The 25,570-nt window shown below is 61.3% G+C and carries 15 protein-coding genes and 1 pseudogene; 13 read left to right on the forward strand and 3 right to left on the reverse strand.

Going from position 1 to position 25,570, the window contains the following annotated elements; genetic code table 11:
• The first annotated feature begins 291 nt into the window (after window positions 1–291).
• The 12 genes and pseudogenes from urtA (at window position 292) to ureC (ending at window position 10,452) form a co-directional block, all read left to right on the forward strand.
• Window positions 292–1,557 carry an urea ABC transporter substrate-binding protein gene (gene urtA / locus ACODSV_RS25165; protein ID WP_150054715.1) on the forward strand — a complete coding sequence of 422 codons (1,266 nt, stop codon included), beginning with the start codon at window positions 292–294 and terminating at the stop codon, window positions 1,555–1,557.
• A gap of 136 nt (window positions 1,558–1,693) precedes the next feature.
• Window positions 1,694–3,196, forward strand: a complete 1,503-nt coding sequence (urtB, locus tag ACODSV_RS25170; protein WP_150056251.1) for an urea ABC transporter permease subunit UrtB — start codon at window positions 1,694–1,696, stop codon at window positions 3,194–3,196.
• Window positions 3,196–4,275 carry an urea ABC transporter permease subunit UrtC gene (gene urtC / locus ACODSV_RS25175; protein WP_024073141.1) on the forward strand — a complete coding sequence of 360 codons (1,080 nt, stop codon included), beginning with the start codon at window positions 3,196–3,198 and terminating at the stop codon, window positions 4,273–4,275. The genes urtB and urtC overlap by 1 nt, the downstream gene beginning before the upstream one ends.
• Complete coding sequence (gene urtD / locus ACODSV_RS25180; RefSeq protein ID WP_024073140.1) at window positions 4,272–5,120, forward strand: urea ABC transporter ATP-binding protein UrtD; 849 nt, start codon at window positions 4,272–4,274, stop codon at window positions 5,118–5,120. Before urtC ends, urtD begins: the two co-directional genes overlap by 4 nt.
• Before the next feature lie 24 nt (window positions 5,121–5,144).
• Window positions 5,145–5,231, forward strand: a pseudogene (locus ACODSV_RS25185) (outer membrane lipoprotein carrier protein LolA); the annotation flags it as partial.
• Window positions 5,232–5,253: 22 nt separating this feature from the next.
• A complete protein-coding gene (urtE, locus tag ACODSV_RS25190; protein ID WP_454843096.1) occupies window positions 5,254–5,952 on the forward strand; it encodes an urea ABC transporter ATP-binding subunit UrtE in 699 nt (232 codons plus the stop codon).
• Window positions 5,953–5,982: 30 nt separating this feature from the next.
• Window positions 5,983–6,822: an urease accessory protein UreD gene (locus tag ACODSV_RS25195; protein WP_150056188.1), complete on the forward strand. Its 840-nt coding sequence runs from the start codon at window positions 5,983–5,985 to the stop codon at window positions 6,820–6,822.
• 147 nt (window positions 6,823–6,969) lie between these two features.
• Window positions 6,970–7,272 (forward strand): urease subunit gamma, encoded by a 303-nt coding sequence (locus tag ACODSV_RS25200; protein ID WP_069075162.1) that lies wholly within the window; start codon window positions 6,970–6,972, stop codon window positions 7,270–7,272.
• A 9-nt stretch (window positions 7,273–7,281) separates the two neighbouring features.
• Window positions 7,282–7,794: a GNAT family N-acetyltransferase gene (locus ACODSV_RS25205; protein ID WP_069075161.1), complete on the forward strand. Its 513-nt coding sequence runs from the start codon at window positions 7,282–7,284 to the stop codon at window positions 7,792–7,794.
• Window positions 7,795–7,799: 5 nt separating this feature from the next.
• Window positions 7,800–8,333 (forward strand): GNAT family N-acetyltransferase, encoded by a 534-nt coding sequence (locus tag ACODSV_RS25210; RefSeq protein WP_024073135.1) that lies wholly within the window; start codon window positions 7,800–7,802, stop codon window positions 8,331–8,333.
• Window positions 8,330–8,635 carry an urease subunit beta gene (locus ACODSV_RS25215; RefSeq protein WP_024073134.1) on the forward strand — a complete coding sequence of 102 codons (306 nt, stop codon included), beginning with the start codon at window positions 8,330–8,332 and terminating at the stop codon, window positions 8,633–8,635. Before ACODSV_RS25210 ends, ACODSV_RS25215 begins: the two co-directional genes overlap by 4 nt.
• Before the next feature lie 116 nt (window positions 8,636–8,751).
• Window positions 8,752–10,452: an urease subunit alpha gene (gene ureC / locus ACODSV_RS25220; RefSeq protein WP_150054412.1), complete on the forward strand. Its 1,701-nt coding sequence runs from the start codon at window positions 8,752–8,754 to the stop codon at window positions 10,450–10,452.
• Between the two features lie 63 nt (window positions 10,453–10,515).
• On the opposite strand, the gene ACODSV_RS25225 is transcribed toward ureC, so the two are convergent.
• The 3 genes from ACODSV_RS25225 to ACODSV_RS25235 all read right to left on the reverse strand — a co-directional run bounded on the left by ACODSV_RS25225 (window position 10,516) and on the right by ACODSV_RS25235 (window position 23,870).
• Window positions 10,516–17,520 (reverse strand): NEL-type E3 ubiquitin ligase domain-containing protein, encoded by a 7,005-nt coding sequence (locus ACODSV_RS25225; protein ID WP_150095306.1) that lies wholly within the window; start codon window positions 17,518–17,520, stop codon window positions 10,516–10,518.
• A gap of 145 nt (window positions 17,521–17,665) precedes the next feature.
• Entirely contained in the window at window positions 17,666–22,843 is a 5,178-nt protein-coding gene (locus ACODSV_RS25230) for an NEL-type E3 ubiquitin ligase domain-containing protein (RefSeq protein WP_150054411.1), read from the reverse strand.
• Between the two features lie 82 nt (window positions 22,844–22,925).
• The gene (locus ACODSV_RS25235; protein WP_150054410.1) at window positions 22,926–23,870 is read right to left on the reverse strand and encodes a DnaJ C-terminal domain-containing protein; all 945 of its coding nucleotides are present in this window, start codon (window positions 23,868–23,870) and stop codon (window positions 22,926–22,928) included.
• A gap of 285 nt (window positions 23,871–24,155) precedes the next feature.
• Between ACODSV_RS25235 and ACODSV_RS25240 the strand changes: the two genes are divergently transcribed.
• Window positions 24,156–25,424, forward strand: coding sequence for an Hsp70 family protein (locus tag ACODSV_RS25240; protein ID WP_150054409.1), 1,269 nt, complete (start codon window positions 24,156–24,158; stop codon window positions 25,422–25,424).
• The last annotated feature ends 146 nt before the right edge of the window (window positions 25,425–25,570 follow it).

Genomic DNA, 25,570 nt, shown 5'->3' on the forward strand with positions numbered 1-25,570 from the left:
GTCCAGCGATTTTGAACACCCCCGCCAGGCGCCAGGCACTACATGTGTAGACCTGGCTTAGCCCCTCCTCACACACGACGCAGCGCAAAGCACCAGAACGGTGCCGATTCAGGCCCCACGCTGACATTTCAGCCCCACATTGGAACAACCGCCTTTGCAAATGCCCCGTAAAGAGGCCGCTTTCATACCGGGCGCTGACCGGGCACAGCCTTTGCAATCACCGAAACAGCCACGTTGGCGGGCGGTTCGTGCGCCCCAGAAAAATAATCACTCACTCTCGGAGATCGCACCATGCAGCGTCGCAGCTTGATCAAGGCGTTAACGTTGTCGGCATCCATTGCCGCCATGGGTCTGACCTGGACCGTACAGGCCGCAGAAACCATCAAGGTCGGCATCCTGCACTCGCTGTCAGGGACCATGGCGATCTCCGAAACCTCGCTGAAAGACATGGCCTTGATGACGATCGACGAGATCAACGCCAAAGGCGGTGTGAACGGCAAAATGCTCGAACCCGTGGTGGTGGACCCGGCGTCCAACTGGCCGTTGTTCGCTGAAAAGGGTCGGCAGTTGCTGACCCAGGACAAGGTCGCCGTGGTGTTCGGCTGCTGGACCTCGGTGTCGCGCAAATCGGTGCTGCCGGTGTTCGAAGAGCTCAACGGCTTGCTGTTCTACCCGGTGCAATACGAAGGTGAAGAGATGTCGCCTAACGTGTTCTATACCGGTGCGGCGCCGAACCAGCAGGCGATCCCGGCGGTGGAGTACCTGATGAGCGAAGAAGGCGGCAGCGCCAAGCGCTTCTTCCTGCTGGGCACCGACTACGTGTACCCACGTACCACCAACAAGATCCTGCGTTCGTTCCTGCATTCCAAGGGCGTGGCGGATAAAGATATCGAAGAGGTCTACACCCCGTTCGGCCACGCCGATTACCAGACCATTGTCGCCAACATCAAGAAGTTCTCCGCTGGCGGCAAGACGGCAGTGATCTCCACCGTGAATGGCGACTCCAACGTGCCGTTCTACAAAGAGCTGGCCAACCAGGGCCTGAAGGCCACCGACGTACCGGTGGTGGCGTTCTCGGTAGGTGAAGAGGAACTGCGCGGCATCGATACCAAACCGTTGGTGGGCAACCTCGCGGCCTGGAACTACTTCCAGTCGGTAGAGAACCCGGTCAACCAGAAATTCGTCGCCGACTGGAAAGCCTACGCCAAGAAACACAACCTGCCGGGCGCGGACAAAGCCGTGACCAACGACCCGATGGAAGCCACCTACGTGGGCATCCATATGTGGGCCCAGGCCGCCGAGAAAGCCAAGTCCACCGACGTCGACAAAGTGCGTGAAGCCCTGGCCGGCCAGACCTTCGCGGCACCGTCGGGCTTTACCCTGACCATGGACAAGACCAACCACCACCTGCACAAGCCGGTGATGATCGGCGAGATCCAGGCCGACGGTCAGTTCTCCGTGGTGTGGCAGACCCAGGAGCCGATCCGGGCGCAGCCGTGGAGCCCGTACATCCCTGGCAATGACAAGAAGCCGGACTATGCGGTGAAGAGCAACTAAGCCCCACCACAGGTCAACTGTGGGAGGGGGCTTGCCCCTGATAGCGGCGTTTCAGGCAATGCACTTGTCACTGACCCACTGCTATCGGGGGCAAGCCCCCTCCCGCACTGTCCGCGCATGACTAGGACATTTGTTTATGCCCGCTGCCCTCAATCGCTATTTCCTGGCATTGCTGCTGTTGCTGCCTTTGGCGGCACATGCAAGCGACGCCGAAGACTTCCTCGCCGCCAACCCCGCGCAACAAGCCAAGCTGCTCCAGGACTGGGCCGCCCAGCCCGACCCGGCGCGCATCGAGTTGGTGGACGCGCTGCAACAAGGCCAGCTCACGCTCAACGGTGAAACCAAGACCGTACGCCTGAACAACCGCCTGCGCGGCCTGATCGACAACGTACAGGCCAGCCAGCAACTGCTCGCCGCCGACCCCAAGGTACGTCTGGCCGCTGCGCGAACCCTGCAAAAAACCGCGCAACCGGCGCAACTGAAATTCCTCGACCAGCAGGTCGCCGCCGAAACCAATGAGGACGTGCACACCGCCCTCAGCCTGGCACTGGCCAACCTGCAACTGGTGGACACCGACCCAGTGGTACGCCTGGCCGCCGTGCGCTTGCTCGGCAGCACCGGCGACCCGCTGGCCCGCACCCGCCTCGAAGCCCTGCTCGCCCCCGGCGTGGAAGCCGACGCCAGCGTGCACACCGCCGCCGAGACCAGCCTGGCGCAGGTCAAACGCAAACTGATGCTGGGTGAAATCCTCGGCCAGGCCTTCAGCGGCATGTCCCTGGGGTCGATCCTGCTGCTGGCGGCCCTGGGCCTGGCGATCACCTTCGGCCTGCTGGGCGTGATCAACATGGCCCACGGCGAAATGCTGATGCTCGGTGCCTACTCCACCTACGTGGTGCAGTTGCTGATGCAGCGCTATGTGCCCCAGGCCATCGAGTTCTACCCGCTGATCGCGCTGCCGGTGGCGTTCTTCGTCACCGCCGCCATCGGCATGGCCCTGGAACGCACGGTGATTCGTCACCTGTATGGGCGCCCGCTGGAAACCCTGCTCGCCACCTGGGGCATCAGCCTGATGCTGATCCAACTGGTGCGCCTGGTGTTCGGTGCGCAGAACGTTGAAGTGGCCAACCCCGCCTGGCTGTCCGGTGGCATCCAGGTGCTGCCCAACCTGGTGTTGCCGTACAACCGCATCGTGATCATCGCCTTCGCACTGTTTGTTGTGGTGCTCACCTGGCTGCTGCTGAACAAGACGCGCCTGGGCCTGAATGTGCGTGCCGTGACCCAGAACCGCAACATGGCCGCCTGCTGCGGCGTGCCCACCGGGCGCGTGGACATGCTCGCCTTTGGCCTCGGCTCCGGCATCGCCGGGTTGGGCGGTGTGGCGCTGAGCCAGATCGGCAACGTCGGCCCGGACCTGGGCCAGAGCTACATCATCGACTCGTTCCTGGTGGTGGTGCTCGGCGGGGTCGGCCAGTTGGCCGGCAGCGTCATGGCGGCGTTCGGGCTGGGCATCGCCAACAAGATCCTGGAACCACAAATCGGCGCCGTACTCGGCAAGATCCTGATCCTCGCGCTGATCATTCTGTTTATCCAGAAACGCCCGCAAGGACTCTTCGCACTGAAAGGACGGGTGATCGACTGATGAACCAGCCATTGATGCTCACCGCCACGCAAAAGGCCGGCCCCAAAGTGACGATTGCCGTCGGCGCCGTGATCCTGGCCCTGCTGCTGGCCCTGCCGTTGTGTTCGCTGCTGGCGCCGGAAAACCCGCTGCATGTATCGGCCTACACGCTGACGCTGGTGGGGAAGATCCTCTGCTACGCCATCGTGGCCCTTGCGCTCGACCTGGTGTGGGGCTACGCCGGCATGCTGTCCCTCGGCCACGGGTTGTTCTTCGCCCTCGGTGGCTACGCCATGGGCATGTACTTGATGCGCCAGGCCTCCGGTGACGGGCTGCCGGCGTTCATGACGTTTTTATCCTGGACCGAATTGCCCTGGTATTGGGTCGGCACCGAGCACTTCCTCTGGGCGCTGTGCCTGGTGGTGCTCGCACCGGGCTTGCTGGCATTGGTGTTCGGCTTCTTCGCCTTCCGCTCGCGGATCAAGGGCGTGTACTTCTCGATCATGACCCAGGCCCTGACCTTCGCCGGGATGCTGTTGTTCTTTCGCAACGAGACCGGGTTCGGCGGCAATAACGGCTTCACCAACTTTCGCAGCATCCTCGGCTTTGGCATTACCGAACCGGGCACGCGCGCGGTGTTGTTCGTGGCCACGGTGCTGTTGCTGGTGGCCAGCCTGTACATCGGCTGGCGCCTGGCGCAAAGCAAGTTCGGCCGGGTGCTGACGGCATTGCGCGATGCGGAAAACCGCCTGATGTTCTGCGGCTACGACCCACGCGGCTTCAAGCTGTTCGTGTGGGTGCTGAGCGCGGTGCTGTGCGGCCTGGCGGGCGCGTTGTATGTGCCGCAGGTGGGCATTATCAACCCCAGCGAAATGTCGCCGACCAACTCCATCGAAGCTGCGGTATGGGTGGCCCTGGGCGGACGCGGCACCTTGATCGGGCCGCTGCTCGGCGCTGGCGTGGTCAACGGCATGAAGAGCTGGTTCACCGTGGCGTTCCCGGAATACTGGCTGTTCTTCCTCGGGGCGCTGTTCATCATCGTCACCTTGTATTTGCCCAAGGGCGTGATCGGCCTGCTGAAGAAACGGGGTGAACCATGAGAATCACTGCGACGGCGGAATTTATGCTCGAACCTATCCTTGATGCCGGCAGCGGTCGCGATGCGATCGGTATCGGCCAGGCGGCCGGGACGGGCCTCGACACGCGCCACGGCACGATCCTGACCCTGGAAGATATCAGCGTCAGCTTCGACGGTTTCAAGGCGCTCAACGACCTCAACCTGTACATCGGTGTCGGTGAATTGCGCTGCATCATCGGCCCCAACGGCGCAGGCAAGACCACGCTGATGGACGTGATCACCGGCAAGACCCGGCCCAGCCACGGCAAGGCCTGGTTTGGCGAAACCCTCGACCTGACCAGCATGAGCGAAGTGCAGATCGCCCAGGCCGGTATCGGCCGCAAGTTCCAGAAGCCCACGGTGTTCGAAGCCTTGAGCGTGTTCGAGAACCTGGAACTGGCACAGAAGACCGATAAATCCGTATGGGCCAGCCTCCGTGCGCGCCTGAGTGGAGAGCAGAAAGACCGCATCGACGAAGTGCTCGACACCATCCGCCTCACCGCCTCGGTGCAGCGCCCGGCGGGGTTGCTGTCCCACGGCCAGAAGCAGTTCCTGGAAATCGGCATGCTGCTGATGCAAGACCCGCAACTGCTACTGCTGGATGAACCGGTGGCCGGCATGACCGACGCGGAAACCGAATTCACCGCCGAACTGTTCAAGCGCCTGGCGGGCAAGCACTCGCTGATGGTGGTGGAGCACGACATGGGCTTTGTCGGTTCGATCGCCGACCATGTGACGGTGCTGCACCAGGGCAGCGTACTGGCCGAAGGCTCGTTGGAGCAGGTGCAGGAAAACGAGCGCGTGATCGAGGTGTACCTCGGGCGCTGAGTTCGCTTTTCTGTAGGAGCGAGCTTGCTCGCGAAAATCGTTAACGATAACGCGGGCAGCCTGAATGCACGCGGCGCCCTCAGGTTTTTCGCGAGCAAGCTCGCTCCTACAGGGAATTGAGGAGGTTTTGAGAATGTTGCAAGTCGACAAGCTGCACCAGTACTACGGCGGTAGCCACATCCTGCGAGGGCTGTCTTTCGACGTGAAGGTCGGCGAAGTCACCTGCCTGCTCGGGCGTAACGGCGTGGGCAAGACCACCCTGCTCAAGTGCCTGATGGGTTTGCTGCCGGCCAAAGAGGGCGCGGTGAATTGGGAAGGCCAGGCCATCACCGGCTTCAAGCCGCACCAGCGTGTACACGCCGGGATCGCCTATGTGCCCCAGGGCCGGGAGATTTTCGGGCGGCTGACCGTGGAAGAAAACCTGTTGATGGGGCTGTCGCGTTTTCCTGGCTCCGAGGCCAAGGAAGTGCCGGCGTTTATCTACGAACTGTTCCCGGTGTTGCTGCAAATGAAGCATCGGCGTGGCGGTGACTTGTCCGGCGGCCAGCAGCAACAGTTGGCCATTGGCCGCGCCCTGGCCAGTCGCCCGCGCCTGTTGATCCTCGATGAGCCCACCGAAGGCATACAGCCGTCAGTGATCAAGGAAATCGGCGCGGTGATCAAGAAGCTTGCCGCGCGGGGCGATATGGCGATCCTGCTGGTGGAGCAGTTCTACGACTTCGCCGCCGAGTTGGCCGACCAGTACCTGGTGATGTCCCGTGGCGAAATCGTGCAGCAAGGCCGCGGTGAAAATATGGAAAGTGAAGGTGTACGCGGTCTCGTAACCATCTAATCTGTAGCGTCCTGACAATAAGCCTGAGCCATGAACCTGCCCGTTTCCCCCGCCCTGTTCACCCCCAGCTGGCATGCCGCGCTGGAACTCGGCTACGCGCGTTTCGGCGATACCACGCGCCCGGTGATGCGTCGCCACCACGGCCCGCTGCGGGTGCAAAAGCACCTGTACGCCGAAGGCCCCGAAGTGTGCCAGCACATCATCGTGCACCCGCCCGGCGGGATTGCCGGCGGCGATCGCCTGGATATCAGCGCCCACGTCGGCGCGGGCGCCTGGGCGCAATTGACCAGCCCCGGCGCTGCCAAGTGGTATCGCGCGAGCGGCCCGGCGTTTCAGCAACTCGATCTCACCGTAGAAGCCGGCGCCACGTTGGAATGGCTGCCCCAGGAAACCATCGTATTCAGCGCCGCCCAGGCCGAGCTCACCACGCGTATCGAGCTGCAAGGCGATGCCCGCCTGTTCTACTGGGACGTGGTCGCCCTCGGCCGCCCGGCCAGTGGTGAGCGTTTCGACCTGGGCCACTTCCAATCGCACCTGGATATCCGCCGCGACGGCCAGTTGCTCTGGCATGAACGCCAGCGCATTGTGGGCGCCGATGGTTTGCTGGACTCGCCCATCGGGCTGGATGGGCAGCCGGTGTTTGCGACGTTGCTGGTGACTGGCGAAATCCCTGGCGAATTGCTTGAACAATGCCGTTCACTGCCCCACGCGGTGCGCGGCGACCTGACCCAACTGCCCGGCCTGCTGGTCGCCCGCTGCCTGGCCAGTGAAGCATTGCTGGCGCGGCAGTGGTTGATCGATTTATGGAAATTGTTACGCCCCGCCCTGTTTGGGCGAGAGGCGGTGGCACCCCGAATCTGGAGCACATGAAGATCAAATGTGGGAGGGAGCTTGCTCCCGATGCCGGCGGATCAGTCAGCACACGTATTGCCTGACCCACTGCTATCGGGAGCAAGCTCCCTCCCACACTTGATCTCTGTTGTATTTAAGAATGCATTCTTTGAAGGACCTTGAACCATGGACCTGACCCCACGGGAAAAAGACAAACTGCTGATTTTCACCGCAGGCTTAGTCGCCGAACGGCGCCTGGCGCGCGGGGTGAAACTCAACTACCCGGAAACCATCGCCTATATCTCCGCTGCCTTGATGGAAGGCGCCCGCGATGGCCGCACCGTGGCCGACCTGATGCACTTCGGCACCACCTTGCTCACCCGCGAACAGGTGATGGAAGGCATCCCGGAAATGATCCCGGATATCCAGGTAGAAGCCACCTTCCCCGACGGGACCAAGCTGGTCACCGTCCACCAGCCCATTGCCTGAGGCCCGGCCATGATTCGTGACGCAACCGAGCACGACCTGCCGGCAATCCGCGACATCTACAATGACGCGGTACTCAACACCACGGCGATCTGGAACGAGCAACAGGTGGACCTGGCGAACCGCCTGGCCTGGTTCAGCGCGCGCCAGGCCCAGCGCTACCCGATCCTGGTCGCGGTGGAACACGATGAAGTGGTTGGCTATGCCTCATTTGGCGACTGGCGCCCCTTCGAAGGCTATCGCTACACCGTCGAACACTCGGTGTACGTCCGTAGCGACCAGCGCGGCAAGGGCCTCGGCCCACGCCTGATGCAAGCCTTGATCGAACGCGCCGGCACCTGCGGCAAGCACGTGATGGTTGCCGCCATTGAAAGCGGCAACCAGGCTTCGATCCGCCTGCATGAGCGCCTGGGCTTCACGACCACCGGGCAGATGCCGCAAGTGGGCATCAAGTTCGGCCGCTGGCTCGACCTGACCTTTATGCAACTGACCTTGAACCCGGGCGCAGAACCGCCCAAGGAGTGAGATCGATGAGCGCCGCGCAATTACGTCGAGTCAATGCTGAAAGTTTTGCCCACTACCGCCTGGGCTTGATTGAGCTGTTGCTGGACGCGGTCAAGCACGGCGCTTCGGTCGGCTTCATGGCCGACTTCGACGAGGCCCAGGCCCGCAGCTATTTGAACGCTGTGCAGGCAAGTATCGAAGACGCCAGCCTGTTGCTATGGGTGGTGGTGCGCGATGAACAGGTGATCGCCAGCGTGCAACTGGCGCTGTGCCAGAAAGCCAACGGCCTGAACCGCGCCGAGGTGCAAAAGCTGCTGGTGCACAGCAGCGCACGCCGTCATGGCCTGGGCCAACAGTTGATGAACACCCTGGAACTCGCCGCGCGCCAGCACAAACGCGGCCTGCTGTACCTGGACACCGAGGCCGGCTCGCCGGCCGAAGCTTTCTACCAGTCGCTGCGCTACACCAAGCTGGGTGAACTGCCCGACTACTGCCAAAGCCCGGACGGGCGCTACAGCCCGACCGCCATCTACTTCAAGACCCTGGGGCAACCTGCATGATTCCTGGTGAATATCAGATCCAGCCTGGCGACATCGAACTCAACGTCGGCCGCCGCACCGTCACCCTCAACGTGGCCAACAGCGGCGACCGGCCGATCCAGGTGGGCTCGCACTACCATTTTTTCGAGACCAATGACGCGCTGACGTTTGACCGCCCATTGAGCCGCGGCATGCGCCTGAATATTCCGGCGGGCACGGCGGTGCGGTTCGAGCCGGGGCAGAGTCGCGAGGTCGAGCTGGTTGATTTGAGCGGCGGGCGGCGGGTGTTCGGGTTTGCCGGACGGATCATGGGCGACCTTTAGGGCCTCATCGGGGGCAAGCCCCCTCCCACATTTGAATGGGTTCACAAATCAAAGGTGGGAGGGGGCTTGCCCCCGATAGCGATTTCACATTCAACACACATCTTCAGGGCACACACATGAAAATCAGTCGCCAAGCCTACGCCGACATGTACGGCCCCACCGTCGGTGACAAGGTCCGCCTGGCCGACACCGAGCTGTTCGTCGAAGTGGAACAGGACTTCACCGTCTATGGCGAAGAAGTGAAATTCGGCGGCGGCAAGGTGATTCGCGACGGCCAGGGCCAGAGCCAGTTGCTCGCTCACGAGGTGGTCGACACCCTGATCACCAACGCGCTGATCATCGATCATTGGGGCATCGTCAAGGCCGACGTCGGCCTCAAGAACGGCCGTATTCATGCCATTGGCAAAGCCGGCAACCCGGATATCCAACCCGGCGTGACCATGGCCATCGGCGCCAGCACCGAAGTGATTGCCGGCGAAGGCATGATCCTCACCGCCGGCGGCATCGACTCCCATGTGCATTTCATCTGCCCGCAGCAGATCGAAGAAGCATTGACCAGTGGCGTCACCACCATGATCGGCGGCGGCACCGGCCCGGCGACCGGCACCAACGCCACCACCTGCACGTCTGGGCCTTGGCACCTGGCGCGCATGCTCCAAGCCAGCGACTCGTTCCCGATGAACATCGGCTTCACCGGCAAGGGTAACGCCAGCCTGCCGGAGCCGTTGATCGAGCAGGTCAAGGCCGGCGCCATCGGCTTGAAGCTGCATGAAGACTGGGGCACCACGCCCGCGAGTATCGACAACTGCCTGAGCGTCGCCGACCAATACGATGTGCAGGTGGCGATCCACAGCGACACCCTCAACGAGTCCGGCTTTGTCGAAACCACCCTCGCCGCGCTCAAGGGCCGCACCATCCACACCTACCACACCGAAGGCGCCGGCGGCGGTCATGCGCCAGACATCATCAAGGCCTGTGGCTTCCCCAACGTGCTGCCCAGCTCGACCAACCCGACGCGGCCGTTCACGCGCAATACCATCGACGAGCACCTGGACATGTTGATGGTCTGCCATCACCTCGACCCGAGCATCGCCGAAGACGTGGCCTTCGCCGAAAGCCGCATCCGCCGCGAGACCATCGCCGCCGAAGACATCCTGCATGACCTCGGCGCGTTCTCGATGATCAGTTCCGACAGCCAGGCCATGGGCCGTGTCGGCGAAGTGATCACGCGCACCTGGCAGACCGCCGACAAGATGAAGAAACAACGTGGCGCGCTGCCCGGCGACGGCCCCGGCAACGACAACTTCCGCGCCAAGCGCTACATCGCCAAGTACACCATCAACCCGGCGATCACCCATGGCATCAGCCATATCGTCGGTTCCATCGAAGTGGGCAAGTGGGCTGACCTGGTGCTGTGGCGCCCGGCGTTCTTCGGCATCAAGCCGACCCTGATCCTCAAGGGCGGCGCGATCGCCTCCAGCCTGATGGGTGATGCCAACGCGTCGATCCCCACCCCGCAGCCGGTGCACTACCGCCCGATGTTCGCCAGCTTCGGCAGCTCGCTGCATGCCACCAGCCTGACGTTTATCAGCCAGGCGGCACTGGAGGCCGGGTTGCCGGAAACCCTGGGCTTGAAAAAACAGATCGCCGTGGTCAAGGGCTGCCGCAACGTGCAGAAGACCGACCTGATCCACAACGATTACCTACCGGACATCGAAGTGGACCCACAGACCTATCAGGTCAAGGCCGACGGCGTGTTGCTGTGGTGTGAACCTGCGGATGTCCTGCCCATGGCGCAGCGGTATTTCCTGTTTTAACGATGGCCCCTCAACCCTGAACACAAGCCGTCATGTTCAGGGTTGAGCCCCAGCTGGGTGACGTCACGCAAACTTGGCCTTGATCATCTCCTCCGTATACTCGTAGTTCAGTCGCAGCTCGACACCCGCCGGAATGTCTTCAGTCGCAAACACGGCATTCAATACGTAGTTGGCTCTGACGCCGGGACGACTGGTCGCGTGCTCGGCTTCGACCGTAAAAGGCACGGACTCGACGTTGTAACCCCCTGCCGCCTGACGGATCGGTTTGCCACTGGCGTCATATTCGAAGTGGGTGTTGATTCTGGAAATGATCGAATCGCCCTCGATAAAGAGCGGTACGGTATGAGAGGTGCCGGCTTCCACTACGTGTGTCGCGCCGACGACCATGCCATAGGTGCCTTCCGAGGCTACAGACAAACTGCGAGGCAAAATCACCCCGCCGTACAGCCCCACGATCTCGCCTTTGGCAATACGCCGATTTGCCGTCACCATGGACTGCCCTATCAGCGCGCGCTCTCCAGGAATGCTCACATCGTCAACGGTGAACGTTCGCCATTGCAGTTTCTCGTCATAAAGCGCCGCTACGTTTTCATACCCTTCGAACTTGATATACGGTTTGATTGGCGTCGAGGTGTAGGTGTGACCCGAAGGCATTCGGACCTGTTTCTCCAGGCTTCGAATGCGGATGGGGCGGCCTTGTAGATCCCTGAGCGGGTATTTGCCATTGTTCACGCGGTTATAGCTGCCCAGTGTGTTCTGCACGGTAGCGAAGTGCACTTCACGCCGCATGTCGCTGAGCTCTCGAGCGCTGTACGGCGTCACCGGCATCGACTCCGAGGCCGATTCGTACTCATCGTCAGACGCGCCCTCCACCCTCCCACCGGCCTGGCCTCTGCGCTTCCAGATCCCCGCGACATCCGGTTTGGCCACAATCCCGCTGCTGACCAATTCGTAGGGATTACGCTCGCTCTGCACCCTCAACAGGTAGTACTGCCCATCCCCCGCATCCGGCATGCTCGCAATAAAATACGGCCTGCCATCGAACTCAATGGCTTTCGCCTCCGACAGGCGCAGCGCAGCCACGCCGCCAGCCACCGGTTCAGTCAGCGCTTGAAGGGGCGCCTGAGAAATCAGGTGCTCAGCGATCTCCTGACGGCTCAGCCGATCAATCAACGCAGCATCATCAATCGTCAACCGAGCCTGCAAATCGCTGGCCTGGCGCTCATACGCGTGGTGCTCCAAGCGACCGTCGGAAAACCTCTCGAACAGAACGGCCAGTTTCTCTTGATAGGGTTTGCTTTGCGCCTCGAACTGCGGCCGGTATTTGTTCGTGACGTAGTCCTGCCAGAACGTTCTGGACAGCAGCGCTTGAAACGCTTCAGGCGAATGATCCAGCGCGACGATTTTTTCGTAGGCCGCATCCAGCATCGCCGGGGTCACCTTCCCCAGGGCCGTAAACCTGGCCTGCTGGGGCTGCCCCGGCAATTGCAACCGGTCCTTGAGGCCATAGCGATAGGCGAGCCTGATTTCGACCTCTTCCAACAGCTCCAACTGACGAGTTTTTTGCGCCGCCGTCAGAGCCGGGTTGCTGTTAATGGCGGTCCGGCGCTGGTCGATATCGATCAAGGCGGCCTTCTCCACCTGGTCCAGACGAAACAGCCCCCGGGACAACGTCGACAGAGTCACGCCCTGCGTCGAGTCCATGGCCTGGAGCCTGGCCCGATGGACCATGGCCATGACCTCCAGATTACTGAAGGACAACGCGGCCCGATCACAACAAGCCGGTCGACCCGCCCACTCGAACATCTGCTCGCGCAGGCTTTCGGCGTCGACCGAGTTTGCAGTGATGGTGTCGATCACCTCCCAAACCCGGCGTTGCAGATCCTCATGCCCGGCGCCTGCCAGCTCCAGGTCGCGAAGCACCTCAAAGAAACCATCGGCCCCCGCCTTGCCACGCAGTTCGTTCCACTGGGCTTTTCGGGCGGCCACCTGTTCTTGAGACAACCCCGCCGTCCAGCGCTGGAAAGGGGCGTCACTCGACACGGGCGTAACCCCACGGTTCGAACGCAGAGCAACCGAGGTAACCAGGCGGTTAGGGTTCTCGGGCGCTGCCAGCCCTGCTCGCTCAAGCCGCTGCGCGTACGCGCTCACCTGTTGCAACGTGGCATCGGACCACGGATTGTCGCTGGCAATCGTCACGTTATTGACCCGAGCCGTCTGCGCCAGACGCTCGTCCGACGGCGAGATGACTGACGCGGGGATTGTCGTCAGCTGATTTCCCGACAGGTCTATGCCGTCCAACAAGGGTTGCTCGGCCAAACCGGCAGGCCACGTTTCGAGGCCTGCGCGCGCCATGCTCAGCGAGCGCATATCGGTTATTTGGCTGAAATCGGGCGAGAGACGCAGATCATTGCCACTGATGATCAAGGCCCTGAGTGACACGCGCTCGGACAATATCCTGGCTGTCTCCGGGCTCAAGCGAATCCTGTTGTTCTGTAAAAACAAACGGGTCAACCCATGCATCTCACCCAAGGCCGGCGGTAATTCGCGAAGTTGGTTACCCGACAGGTCCAGCCAGCGCACACCACGGTAGCGCGAGAGAAAACCTTCCGGGGAAGTGGTCAGGCCCATGTTGCTCAATTTGAGTGAGCCAACGTGGCTGAAGTCCGTGTCCAGATCCGGCAAGCTCGGCAGGGGCAGGTCACTGAGGTCCAGCTCCAGGCCGATCGGCGTGCCGTCGTTGGCCAGCTTCTGTGGGGTTTCTCGTCTCCAGCAGCTCAAGATACGTTGCTGAGCCTCATTCCGAGCCCTGCGCGCCGCCGTATTGACGCCACGCTCGCCCGGCCGGACATAGCGCTGATAGGCGCCGCCGCCCGAGAATGTCCAGGCCTCCAGCTGAGCCTGGAGTAGGTCAAACGCCTGCTCGAGCCGGGCTAACTCCGCTTCTGCCCCGCCACCCAGGTTCCAGATAAATTCCCTGGCCTTTTGCACGCTATAGCTGGGGTACATTTTGCGCACAACGCCCACCTTGGGGTTGCCGCTGTCAAACGCCCCATCAAGCCCGCCAGGAAGCAGATCAGGCTGGGTTTCGCCCAGGTGTTTCCAGTAGCGGTCAAATTGTTGCCAGTAGTTTTCAGGAAACGCGTTATTGCCCAGCAGCGTGACGCGATTGATCCGAGCCATCGCTGCAAGCTGCTCAGGTGGCGGATTCAGGTTTGCCTGCGGGACTTCTCGCAGCCGGTTATTCCTCAGGTCGAGGATTTCCAGCGAGGCTTGGTGCTGCAAGCCTGTTGGCCACTGCTCCATTTGCGTAGAACTCAGGTTCAAACGCTTGAGCCTTGGCAGGGTGCTGAAGTCCAGGGGTGTCCCCAACGGGCAGCCCATCAGGCTGAGTTCATCCAGCGCCGTGAGCGCGCCGAGCGTTGCCGCGCTTTGCGGGGTGAATCGGATGGGGTTCGATTCCAGGCTCAAAGACCTCAGGCCCGGCATGTCGACGACGGCCCGGGGGATCTCGGTCAGCTTGCAGTTGCGCAGACTCAACGCTTTCACCCCACTGAAATTCTCGAGAAGGGCCTGCACATTCCCGCCGTCATTGAAACCGGAGAGTTCAAGCGTTTCGACATGGCCGAAGTCTGCGCTCAAGGCCGGCAGCGTCGTCCCCTTTCCATTGACCAGGCTTAACTTCCCACCCGTCTCCCGACGCCAGCAACGCCTGATTTCATTGGCGGTGTGACCGGCCAGACCACCGGCACGATCAAACTCGGTCCGCGTCGATTGCGGCGCGTTCTCTTTGACCCACACCTTCAAGGCCCGATCCAGGGTTTCGAATTCGGCCTCACGCGCAGCCAGCCTACCCGATACATCGGGCCCCAATGACTGAATGAATTCGCTGACGCGCGCATCACTGAAAGAAGGAAACAACTTACGCACCCGCGCCTCGGAAGAACGCAACGCCTGGCCCGTTCTGGCCAACAGTTGTCGAAAACCGGGCCCCCCGCCAAACAAACGCATGGAGGGATCATAGGCGGGCTTGCGCACGGGATGTTCTAGCAAGACCGTGCGCAGCGCAGCACGCGGCAGGGGGGCGTGTTGAATGGCTTGCTTGAGCTGCGAGGCATCGCTCACCCCCATGGATTGACGCTCCGCCGGCGACATTGCCTCCCAGGCCGCCGTGTAAAAGTCCCCTGGCCCTTGCGCTGAAAACAGCCCGTTCTCGTGCAACACCAGTGTCTTGCCGAGCGCAGCATCTGGAGCGCCGATGGCATCGAGTAGCAAGCCTTGGGCCGAATATTGGCGCAGTTCCACCCGCGTTCCACGGCGCCACCCTGGCAGGGTTTCAAGCGTGCGCAAGGCCAGGCGTTGGCTGTCGATGTCCGCCAACGTGTCCAGATGGAGCCCTTCATACGCACGGGTCACGCGTGTTTCCTGCTCACACCAGCGCATCTGCTCGGCCAACGCCTGCGGCAGACGACCACTGTTGCGAAAGCGCTGCAAATCGCCAGCCTCCAGGTTTTCAAGCATGTGCGCGGCCATCGGTGTCGACAGCTTGGGGTAGTCCGCCAGCAGGCGGTGAACATCCGGGTCAGGCGTGCGGGTCAAGGCGCTGTAGCGCTCGTCCATCATCGGCCCCTTCTGGGCACCGACGGTGCTGCCAATGATGGTGCGCAACAGCCCGGCCCGCGTCTGTAGCGAGTCCTGGGGGCTGCCGGGGATGTCAGGGAGCGCCGGGTCAACGCCTTGCAAGGTGTACAGCACTTCGTTGAGCAGTTCGCCCCTGTCCATGTTCCCCTGACTGAGCGCCACGACGCGCCTCTGCGTAGATGCCGCGCCAGCGCTTTCCCAGAGAATGTTGGCGTTATTGTCCAGGACCCGCAGGGGCGGAGTTTCGGAGAGCAGGCCGCGCCGCTGCATGATATCGAGCTGCAACGCCGGGTCGGCCTTCGCGTAAACGAGGGGATCGACGCTGTTCATCTGTTCGACAAACGTGGTGAGGTGTTGATGGATCTGGAAGCGCTTGATCGTCTCGTCCAGCACCAGGGGAAGAAACTCATGGTCAACGACGGCTTCGCGCAGGACCTGCGGCTCGACCCCACTGATACGCACTTGATCCGACAACTCGACAAGCCCCAGGCGCCTCAACAGCGTCGGCTCGTCCCACGTCAGCGGCTCCTCGACTTCATGGCTCCAGGCGCCCTGGTGGTTGTGCTCCAGTTTCGGTTCATAGGCCCCCCGGCGGCTCGGATGCCGAATGCGGTACTGTCCGGTAGCCGCGTCCTGCCTGACCTCGTAATGCTTGCCCTCCAACGCGAGCAGCGCCTGCCCCTTGTGCCGGTGCAGGCCCAGCCCATCGGGCTTGGAGGCGGGATCCAGTGTGATCGCGGACTCATAGGGGCCCAGGTCAGCCTTCCACAGCATTCGTTCGCCCGACGGCATCGTGACCGGTTTAAGGGAGTCAAGCATGTTCACCGATTTGATCCTGGGTAATACCTTGGCACCCGCGGCAAAGAACGCCACATTGAGTGCCACGGAGGAGACGTGTGCCCACATCCCCTTGATATCGCCCTGCTCGTAGGCCTCGATCCCCTCGAAGGTTTCGTAACACATCTGCGCCGCGCCGACCGCCAACATAATCGGCCCCAACCCCGGTACCACAAACGCGGCCAGGTTGAGGACGCTGACGACCGCGTCGAGGTAGCTCTCTAACCGTTCATTTCGCGCCTTGAGATCCTCGTCACCGGTAGGCACGGCAACGGCGCGGGCATCGCTGTAGACCTTGCGGGAAAACGCCTTGGATAAATGCTCCCACAGGTTGCCGGTAATGGGTTCCTCGCGCAGCAGCACTCTGCCCGGCTCGGGCTTGAGCGGGTAATCGGCGCTCGCGGGGGTGCCGTCAGTGGGCTGGAACAACCGGTTGAACTGCTTGAAGAACACACCCTGCTCACGCTGCGGCACAAACCGACTGAAAAAGCGCCGATAGGATGCACTGTGCAAGCGAGTCCTGAGGTCTGCCATGAAGTCAGCGCTCGACGCATATTCCTTGAGCGGTTGCTGGGGGTCGTTCGGGATATACACCACCAGCCGCTCGACCCTGTCACTGCCCTGGCGGTCCGGGCCTATCAGCAGCGGCCCGACCAACAGGCTCCCAAAGGCTTTCAATGCAGCGAACGTCACTGGCCGCCCGTCCAGGGTGACGCCTGGCTGGTCGGCAAGCACTTGCTTGAGCATCCGGTAGGCATCGTCACTGATACCCGACTCAACCCGACGGTCGCTCTTGGCGAACTGCAGATGAGCAATCTCGACACTCACCGCCAGACGCTGGCGGTGGTGCTCTTGCAGTTGCCGATCCAGGGCCACGCGCTCAACCACGACCTGAGGTTCAAGCACCGTCTTGAGGTGTTGCTGATAAAGCGAGCCCAGGTCCAGCGTACGACAGAGCTTGGCAAAGGCATGCGGGGCGATGGCCAGTGCCTGTTCGCTGATCGCCTCGAACGTCGGAATGATCTCGCCGTCGTACCCGTCGAAGGTGGTGATGATCTGGCAGTCGTCGCAGGAAGGTGGCAGCTCTTCGTCGGGTTCGAAGTTGGCCAGCGCAGCCTCCAGCAAAGACACTGCACGGTACCGATAGTTGAGCGTCGGATCGCTCGGCTGCTCCAACGAGAACGAGCCGTACAAATCCGTGCGACCGCGCGGGTAACCGTATTTTCGGGCGAAGTAGACGTTCCTGACATCCAGGTCCAGGTCGAAGGTTTTCTTGATCGCCTCCTTTAGCGGCTTCTCGGCAAACGTCAGGACATCGGCAATGCTCCCCAGGCTGTTTTCAACCGTGTTCAACGTCTCGCGAAAGAGGCTGTGTTTGTCGGCTAATGCCGACCTCGCTTCAGACGAAGCCGCTCGGTACCAACTGGGCAATTGATGCAGTTCGTGGTTGGCGAATTCTGCCTGCCGTTGGCTGCTCGCCTGGTTGAACCAACTGGGTATGCGATCTTTAAGGAAGTCGTAATGAACACCCCGAAGGTCCGTGGTGAACGTGCCTTCGGGGAGGGTGGAGGATATGACGGGTGTTGACATGGTGGATCGTCCTTGAGGGTTAGCCAAAGCCCTCAGCCTATCGAACGACCCGGTGTGGGTGGACTGTATAGCTACCGCATCTCAGGCGATCGGTGTGCGCACCTGGTCAGTGAACGCACACCGGGCGTACAGGGCGTCGAGCACACTAGGCAACGCTGGCGGCACGCCCCATCGCCTGGTCACAGAGCCTGCGCAGTATGGTTTTCCTTTCCTCATCCAAGATCAGAATGTCTGCATAGTATTGTTCGTCCGTCATCACCTGGCCGGGACGAATTTCACTGGAGGGCTTGCCCAGGGCTCGTCCCGCCATGTCGATGTCTTTACGCAGGACGGCTTTCTGCGTAGCCGTAAGGTGCCCATTGGCCGCCCATGCCTTCTGCGCCTCCAGCAAATCATCCAGGGCCGCAGACTTGTTGATCACCACCTCGAATGCCTCGGGGTTGGCGGCTTCAAGGTAATTTCGCCAGAAGTCCTGTTCGAGCACTTGCTCCCTGAGCAAGTCGCCTTCTTCCAGGCTCAGGACCCGTTCCGCCGCCTTATCAAGCAACTCAGGGGGCACATCCTCATTGTCGGGATACCTCATGCTCCGGGATTGCCAAGGCAAGTCCAGTCGACGCGCAAGGCCGAGGGTATAGCCCAGGTGAATACCCGTTTCATCCACGGGTTTTATCAGTTCCCCATTCTCGTCAAACCGTTGTATCGGCTGGCCCTGGCCATCGTATTCAAGGTAGTGGCGACCGTTCGCGATCAGCTCAGCCACCCGTCCATGGGCAATCCTGCCCACTTCATCCAGCCGTGACTTGCCCTTGGCCAGGTCCAGCAGCTCGACCTTGATCCACTCGGGGCGGTTCGACGCATAGGCTTCCCACTGCATCACCTCCACCCCCATGGCATTGAACAACTGCGCCCCGGCGTCGACGCAGGTGGTCGGCGCCGTGGCCATGAGGAACAATTTGTCTCGCAGTTTGGGCTCGGCGTCGGCGGCCTCCAGCATGCGCCAGACCTTCGCCGTCAACTCAGCCCTGTATTCTGGCGTATAGCTATCGGACGACTCCGACACTTCTCTGATCGCGGCAAAAAACGGCTCCGATCCTTTTGCATGCTCCAAGGCATCCCAGGCAGGTTGTTTGGCCTGCCATTCCTCTGCGGTCAAACCCTCCATCCAGTGCGCGCTGTCCTGCGTGCCCCGTGGCGGAAAACGTCGCTCGGGGTCAAGGCCGACGGATTCGATGTAGCCTTTGAGCGTGCTCCATACTTGCGGCGTCAACAAATCGCGCTCCACCACCGTCCGAGCGAGCACGCCAGCGTGCTCGGAGCCTGGGACCACATCCGGTATGCGATCGAGCCTGTTGGCGCTTAAATCCAGCATGAACGAACGCTCCCTTGGCACTTCGAACAGCCCTTCGGGCCAGCCCGTTTGCCCACTGCTGGCCAGCCATAACAATCGTAGGTTACGCATCTGGCTGATGTCAGGTGCAAGTCCCAGCGGGTTGCCGTTCAACCCGAGCAACCTTAAATGCCGCATCGACTTCAGTCGCCCGACCGCATCGGCGTCCAGAACGATCTCGTTATCCGATAGATCCAGCTCTTGAAGGCTCGACATCTGCGTGATCGCCGAAGGCAGTTGCGTCAACTCGCAGAGCTCAAGATTGAGGCCTAGCAGCTCGGGGAAATTCGACAGGAAGGGCACGCTGGTGTCATTGAAATCGGACCCTGATACATTCAGCCAGGTCACGTGATCGAAGTTGGCGCTCAATGCAGGCAGGCTCTGCAGTTGCTGGCTGATCTGTGTGCTTTCCAGGTCGATACTCTGTCCCAGGTAACGCCCGGTGACGTCCAGATGCCGGGGCCCTATTCGGCGCCAGGCGTCCTTCAGCACGCGCGCAATGGCACTCCTGATCTGTAACTGTTCGCGATAGGCGGGGCTGCCAAACGCCCCGCCCCCGTCAATCGGCGTGGCCATCCAGGTCTGCAATGTCGCATCCAATACTTTGTATTCCCGCTCCAGCGCCTTGAGCCAGGCATCGTTATTGGGATCGTTGGCTGTCCGCAATGCCGTTATCTCGCCATCGGTAAAGTCCGGATACAACGTTTGCAGGCGCTCCTTGACGATCTGATCCCAGGTGCTCAGCCCCACACCCCGACCACTCAAGGGATAGCCACGGCGATTGCCTGGCAAGGCGCTGGGGGGCAGGAAAAACGGTCGGCTGTCGGGAACCATATGCAAGACTTTGCGCAGTTGTGGCCGGGACAAGACATATTGCTGAATCAACCCTTTCAATTGTTGCCCTTGTCCAACATGGGGCAGGCCCAAAGCGGTGCGATGAGCATCCGTCAGGGCATGCTGAATCGACCCATGGAGGTTGTCGATGCTGTGCAGTGAATTGGCTTCCTCATCGAATGCCTGATACCGACCTTGCGAAACCCAAACCAGCACCTTGCGGTTAGCCGCATCAACGGGGCCGACACTGGCCCGCAACAGGCCGTCATAGTTGATTTCGCGCACTTCCAGCCGTAAGTCGTCTTTCCAGCCGGGAAGTTTTTCCAGGGTGTTGAGCACCAACGCCTCGGTATCAGGGTTGGCCAGGGCATCCAGATACAGTCCTTCATAGGCACGTACCAGGCGCATCTGCCGCTGCATATGACGAGCCTGCAAAGCCAGCTTGAACGGCACTTTGCCGCTGCTCTTGAGGGTCGCCAGCTCAGCGGCGGGCGCCGCATTCAGCAACTGGCGGCCCATCGAGCTGGGTAACCCCGTGAAATCACGCAGCAACACCTGGAGGGACTGATCGGCCGGCAGTACCTGATCGGCATAGAGTGTTTTGAACAACCTGGCGCGTTCCCGGACCGAAAAGTCCGCCAGGGCTGATTGAAACAGTTCGGTGCGCCGTACGACGTCTTCAGGAATGTATTGAAAGAAATGGCGCAGTATCTGCGCCATCTGCTCTTTGCTCAGCGCCTGGGCCACCCGCTCGAATAACTTGCCCGCCTTTATCTCCTCAAGACGGAGGGTGAGCACCTGTTCAGGCGACGTGAGTTGAGCGCCATAGCGTACAGGTGTGGCCGCCGTCCCCTCCGGCACCAACTCGATTGCCCAGGACGCCGGCCAGCCAGGCAGTTCGACTATCAACGGCAGCGCATACTGGGCCTTGGGAGTCGACAGTTCGCCGCTGCCTATCAACTCACTCACCTTGACCGCATCGGCATACGCCTGAAATTGCCTGGCCGTGTCCATGAGTATGGCGGGAGCCGCCTCGCTTTCGGTATGCACGCGACGCAAGACATCGTTGTCGATATCGCTGACGGTCCGAATCCTTTCCAACTCACTGTCGTTGAACCCCTCCATGGAAGGGCCCAGGCGCCGCATCAGGCGGGACGGCAGCCAGCTGCGGGGTTGCGCCACTTCATCTACCCACGCGCCGGAACCGTTGTAATTGATCTCAGGTTGATAAGCATCGGGGCGCCGAGGGTGCTGAATGCGATATTTGCCCGGATAGGGGTCCTTTTTCAGCTCCAGGGGCTTACCTTCCAACACCAGGATTTTGTCGCTGCCATAACTGTGCAGGCCCTCAGCGGAAGGCACCGAATCGGGCGAGATCTTGATGTTGCGCACGTAGGGGGTCAGGTCTGGCTTCCATAACCGGGTTTTGCCACTGGGCAACTTAACCAGCTTCAAGCTTTCGACAAACGGCGACACGGTGAAATGGAACACGGGGGCCGCCGCCGTCAGCATCGCCAGGTTTTCCAACACATCCCCCAGGTGCGACCAAGCCGCCTCGCGCTCACCGACACTCAGCTCATGCACCCCTTCAAATACCTCATACAACAACTGACCGGTCGTCACGGCCAGCATCGCGTACCCCAGCGGGGGCACGACCATCGACACGGTATTCACGACCAACATGCCCAGGCTCAAGTAGTGAGAGAGGCGGCGGGCGTGGTTGGCGGCGTCGGCCTGGGCGGTCGGAATCGCTTCGCTGAACCCATCGTCCAGCACACGCGTGCACAGGTTTTCGTAAAGTTCGTCCCAGAGGTCAACCTCCAGCCAGGCGCCCTTGATCGGATCGCTGTGGATATCCAGGTTGGGTTGGTTGGCCGGGACGCGAAGGGAATGGGCCGGGTCGCCCAGGACACCGGTGAAAGGCGACGGAGCCAACACACTCGTCCAGAACTGCCCGCGCTCCGAGCGCATCCACCGTACTGTCCAGGGCTGATTCGGCGCATCCGTCACCAACTCAGTCAGCCTGCGGAAATAGTAGGGTCGGTCTTTTCTGGCCACGAAACGGCTGAAAAACGTCTGGTAGTGCGTGGCCGTGAACCCCTTTGATCGGTCGTCATCTTGCGAGCCGGCGGTCAGGCGAGTGGTCATTTCCTTGCGAAAATCAATGAACGATTCATACCGCTTGATCGGCTGGACCGGGTCATCGGGAATCCAGGCGATAAACCAGGTGCCGTAGCGATGAACCGCGCACGGCTCGATCAGCAGGCAACCCTGTAACCGCAGGTGCATCAGACACGGTGTGTGGTACCACACTGGCTTGCCGTCGACCTGGATGTTCTTTTCGCCAGCCGCGACTTTCAGCAGCAAGGCAAAATCGTCCGCACCAATATCCCCCTTGAGTAACGCAAGGTGCGCCGCCGCCTTGAGGGCACCTTTTTGCCAAGTGATGTAACGATCGCGCAGCAGTGCCTGGGAGACCACATCCGAGGGGCGGACATGGGTTTTGAGGTAGGTCTGGTATTGACCACCCAGGTCCAGGTCACGGCAAATACGGGCAAATGCGTCAATGGCGAGTAACGTAGGCGCCCGCTCAAAATGGCCGAATGTATCGTCGGGCCGGGTGATGAAGCCCGACACATTGTTGAAAAAACCGACCGCGGTTTCCGGTTCTTCGAAGTTGTTGAGCGCCGCTTGCAACACTGAAAACGTCTTGGACCTGAACCCGCCTGTCGGCCTGCCGAAGGCGTCTTCGACCGGCACATACAGGCGCAAGTAGGTTTGCTCGACATCCAGCACGTGGCCGGCACGCTTGAGGGCTGCTTCCAGCAGCGGCTTGGCGAACGCCACAACCGTCTGGATCTTCGCCATCTGTGTTTCCCATTGGACCAATGAGGTCCAACTGGCGTCGACATAGGTCTTGAGCGCGTCTTTTTGCTGCTGGGTAGCGCTGGTGTACCAAGCGGGGAGCTTGGGGTCTATAGCGCGCAACGCCGTACGCTGGGGAGGCGAAGCCTTTACCAGCGCCTGCGGTATGAGGGAAACGAGCGTTGCATAGTGCTGCCCCTGATCTCCCGGAGGAAGCGGGGTTTGAGAATGGGCCATGAACCAGTACCTCTATGAGAAACGAGGAGCTTATTCATGACCCACAAAGACCGGGCCTTAACTATGCAGGGCAGGTGCCGGGTCAGTGACTCCAGGTTTTGCGCGGTTCGAAAGCGGCTTTTTCAGCGAGTGCCTGCCACAACGCCTTGACCTCGTCATTGGCCTCTTTAGGCATCACGACCTTCAGCTGGATAAACAGGTAACCGCGTTGCCCGCTTTTGTTCAGCAAACCATGGCCCTTGGCGCGCATGCGCTGGCCGTTCTGGCTGCCGGCCGGCACCTTGAGGTTGATCTTACCCGTAAGGGTAGGCACCGCCACCTCGGTACCCAGCGCCAGCTCCCAAGGCGCCACCGGCACGGTGATCACCAGGTTTTCGCCTTCCACCTCAAATTTGGGGTGCGGTGCAAACTTGATGATCAGGTACAGGTCACCGTTGGCGCCACCGCCAACACCCGGCGCGCCCTGGCCCTTGAGGCGGATGCGCTCACCGTCGGCCACGCCGGCGGGGATCTTCACGTTCAGGCTCTTGGTGGTGTTGCTGACGTGCCGCCCCGAGGCGTCGTATTGCGGTACCTGGAAGCTGATCTGCTTGGACTCGGTGGACAGCGTTTCCTCAAGAAACACCGACAATTGCATCTCCACGTCCTGGCCCTTACGCCCGGCACTGCGGCGCTGGCCACCGCCGAAGGCATCGCCACGGCCGCCAAAGATCGAGCTGAAGAAGTCGGAGAAGTCCTCGGTGCCCTGGCCACCGCCAAAGCCGCCACGGCTCTGCCAGCCTGGCGGGCCCTGGAACGGCTGGCCATGCTGGCCGTATTTGCGCAACTCGTCGTATTCGGCGCGCTTGTCGGCACTTTTCAGCGCTTCATAGGCCTCGGACGCATCCTTGAACTTGGCTTCAGCGTCCTTTTCCTTGCTCACGTCCGGGTGATATTTGCGCGCCAGCTTGCGATAGGCCGCCTTGATCGCCTTGTCGTCCGCCGTCGGCTCTACGCCAAGAATCTTGTAATAGTCTTTAAAGTCCATCTGGGGGGTCACCCTCCGTGATCGATTTCGCACAGCCAGCGGCACAGCATGCGCCGGATTGCAGCGTTTGAATTGACTGATCTCAATCCCAAGCCGATGGGTGCGTAGAAGTTTATCGGCAGTGCACGAATATCCTTGCACCCACCGACCGTATGCTGGACAAGTTGGGGACGAACCCTGGTCTTTCAAGGCGCAGTGCCCGCTATTTAACAGATAGTCGGCCTACGCATCTGCACGCGGGTGGCATACACTGCGCGGCCGTTTTTCAACCGGAACCCGATAGACATGGAAAACCCATCCCCAGCCCGTGCCTGCGGCATCGACTTTGGCACGTCCAACTCCACCGTCGGCTGGATCCGCCCCGGCGAGGAGACGCTTATCGCGCTGGAGGACGACAAGATCACCTTGCCGTCGGTGGTGTTCTTCAACTTCGAGGAGCGCCGCCCGGTCTACGGGCGCCTGGCCCTGCATGAATACCTGGAAAACTACGAAGGCCGGCTGATGCGCTCGCTCAAGAGCCTGCTGGGTTCCAAGCTGATCAAGCATGACACCAGCGTGCTCGGCACGGCCATGCCGTTCACCGACCTGCTGGCGCTGTTTATCGGCCAGCTCAAGAGCCGCGCGGAAGCTACCGCCGGCCGTGAGTTCGAAGAGGTGGTGCTGGGGCGCCCGGTGTTCTTCGTCGATGACGACCCGATGGCCGACCAGGAAGCGGAAAACACCCTGGTGGACGTGGCACGCAAGATCGGCTTCAAGGACATCTCGTTCCAGTACGAACCGATCGCGGCGGCCTTCGACTACGAGTCCACCATTGAAAAAGAAGAGCTGGTGCTGATTGTCGACATCGGCGGGGGTACCTCTGACTTCTCACTGGTGCGCCTGTCGCCCGATCGCCGTCACAATGACAACCGCCACGATGACATCCTCGCCACCGGCGGCGTACACATCGGCGGTACCGACTTCGACAAGCAACTCTCGCTCGCCGGCATGATGCCGTTGTTCGGCTATGGCAGCCGGATGAAGAGCGGGGCCTACATGCCCACCAGCCACCACATGAACCTGGCCACCTGGCACACCATCAACTCGGTGTACTCGCAAAAATCCCAGCTGGCCCTGGGCAGCATGCGCTACGACATCGAAGACACCGGCGGCATCGACCGCCTGTTCAAGCTGATCGAACAGCGCGCCGGGCATTGGCTGGCGATGGAAGTGGAAGAAACCAAGATCCAACTGACCCACGAAGACAGCCGCCATGTGCTGCTCGACCGGGTTGAGCCAGGACTGAGCGTGGACCTGAGCCGCAGCTTGTTCGAATCGGCCATCGATGGCTTGCTGGAACGCGTGCGTAACAGCGTCACCCAATTGCTCAATGACGCTTCGGTGGCGGTGGCCCAGGTGGACACGGTGTTCTTTACCGGTGGTTCCAGCGGCATTCCGGCGCTACGCCACAGCATCTCGGCGATGCTGCCGAATGCGCGGCATGTGGAAGGGAATATCTTTGGCAGCATCGGCAGTGGATTGGCGATCGAGGCCAGCAAGCGTTACGGCTGCTGACAGCCACCGATCTCACCAACAATCTGGGAGGCCCCACTCCCTCTTCGACGCAGCGTTGTGGCGCAGCAAACCGCCCCCCCTGTGGCGAGCAGGCTTGTTGTGGCGAGCGGGCTTGCCCCGCGTTGGGCTGCGAAGCGGCCCCAAAA

This window comes from Pseudomonas sp. FG86, from assembly GCF_057808775.1.

Coding starts and splice junctions, on each gene's coding strand:
- urtA (WP_150054715.1), top strand. CDS start 292: ATGCAGCGTCGCAGCTTGATCAAGGCGTTAACGTTGTCGGCATCCATT.
- urtB (WP_150056251.1), top strand. CDS start 1,694: ATGCCCGCTGCCCTCAATCGCTATTTCCTGGCATTGCTGCTGTTGCTG.
- urtC (WP_024073141.1), top strand. CDS start 3,196: ATGAACCAGCCATTGATGCTCACCGCCACGCAAAAGGCCGGCCCCAAA.
- urtD (WP_024073140.1), top strand. CDS start 4,272: ATGAGAATCACTGCGACGGCGGAATTTATGCTCGAACCTATCCTTGAT.
- urtE (WP_454843096.1), top strand. CDS start 5,254: ATGTTGCAAGTCGACAAGCTGCACCAGTACTACGGCGGTAGCCACATC.
- ACODSV_RS25195 (WP_150056188.1), top strand. CDS start 5,983: ATGAACCTGCCCGTTTCCCCCGCCCTGTTCACCCCCAGCTGGCATGCC.
- ACODSV_RS25200 (WP_069075162.1), top strand. CDS start 6,970: ATGGACCTGACCCCACGGGAAAAAGACAAACTGCTGATTTTCACCGCA.
- ACODSV_RS25205 (WP_069075161.1), top strand. CDS start 7,282: ATGATTCGTGACGCAACCGAGCACGACCTGCCGGCAATCCGCGACATC.
- ACODSV_RS25210 (WP_024073135.1), top strand. CDS start 7,800: ATGAGCGCCGCGCAATTACGTCGAGTCAATGCTGAAAGTTTTGCCCAC.
- ACODSV_RS25215 (WP_024073134.1), top strand. CDS start 8,330: ATGATTCCTGGTGAATATCAGATCCAGCCTGGCGACATCGAACTCAAC.
- ureC (WP_150054412.1), top strand. CDS start 8,752: ATGAAAATCAGTCGCCAAGCCTACGCCGACATGTACGGCCCCACCGTC.
- ACODSV_RS25225 (WP_150095306.1), bottom strand. CDS start 17,520: ATGTCAACACCCGTCATATCCTCCACCCTCCCCGAAGGCACGTTCACC.
- ACODSV_RS25230 (WP_150054411.1), bottom strand. CDS start 22,843: ATGGCCCATTCTCAAACCCCGCTTCCTCCGGGAGATCAGGGGCAGCAC.
- ACODSV_RS25235 (WP_150054410.1), bottom strand. CDS start 23,870: ATGGACTTTAAAGACTATTACAAGATTCTTGGCGTAGAGCCGACGGCG.
- ACODSV_RS25240 (WP_150054409.1), top strand. CDS start 24,156: ATGGAAAACCCATCCCCAGCCCGTGCCTGCGGCATCGACTTTGGCACG.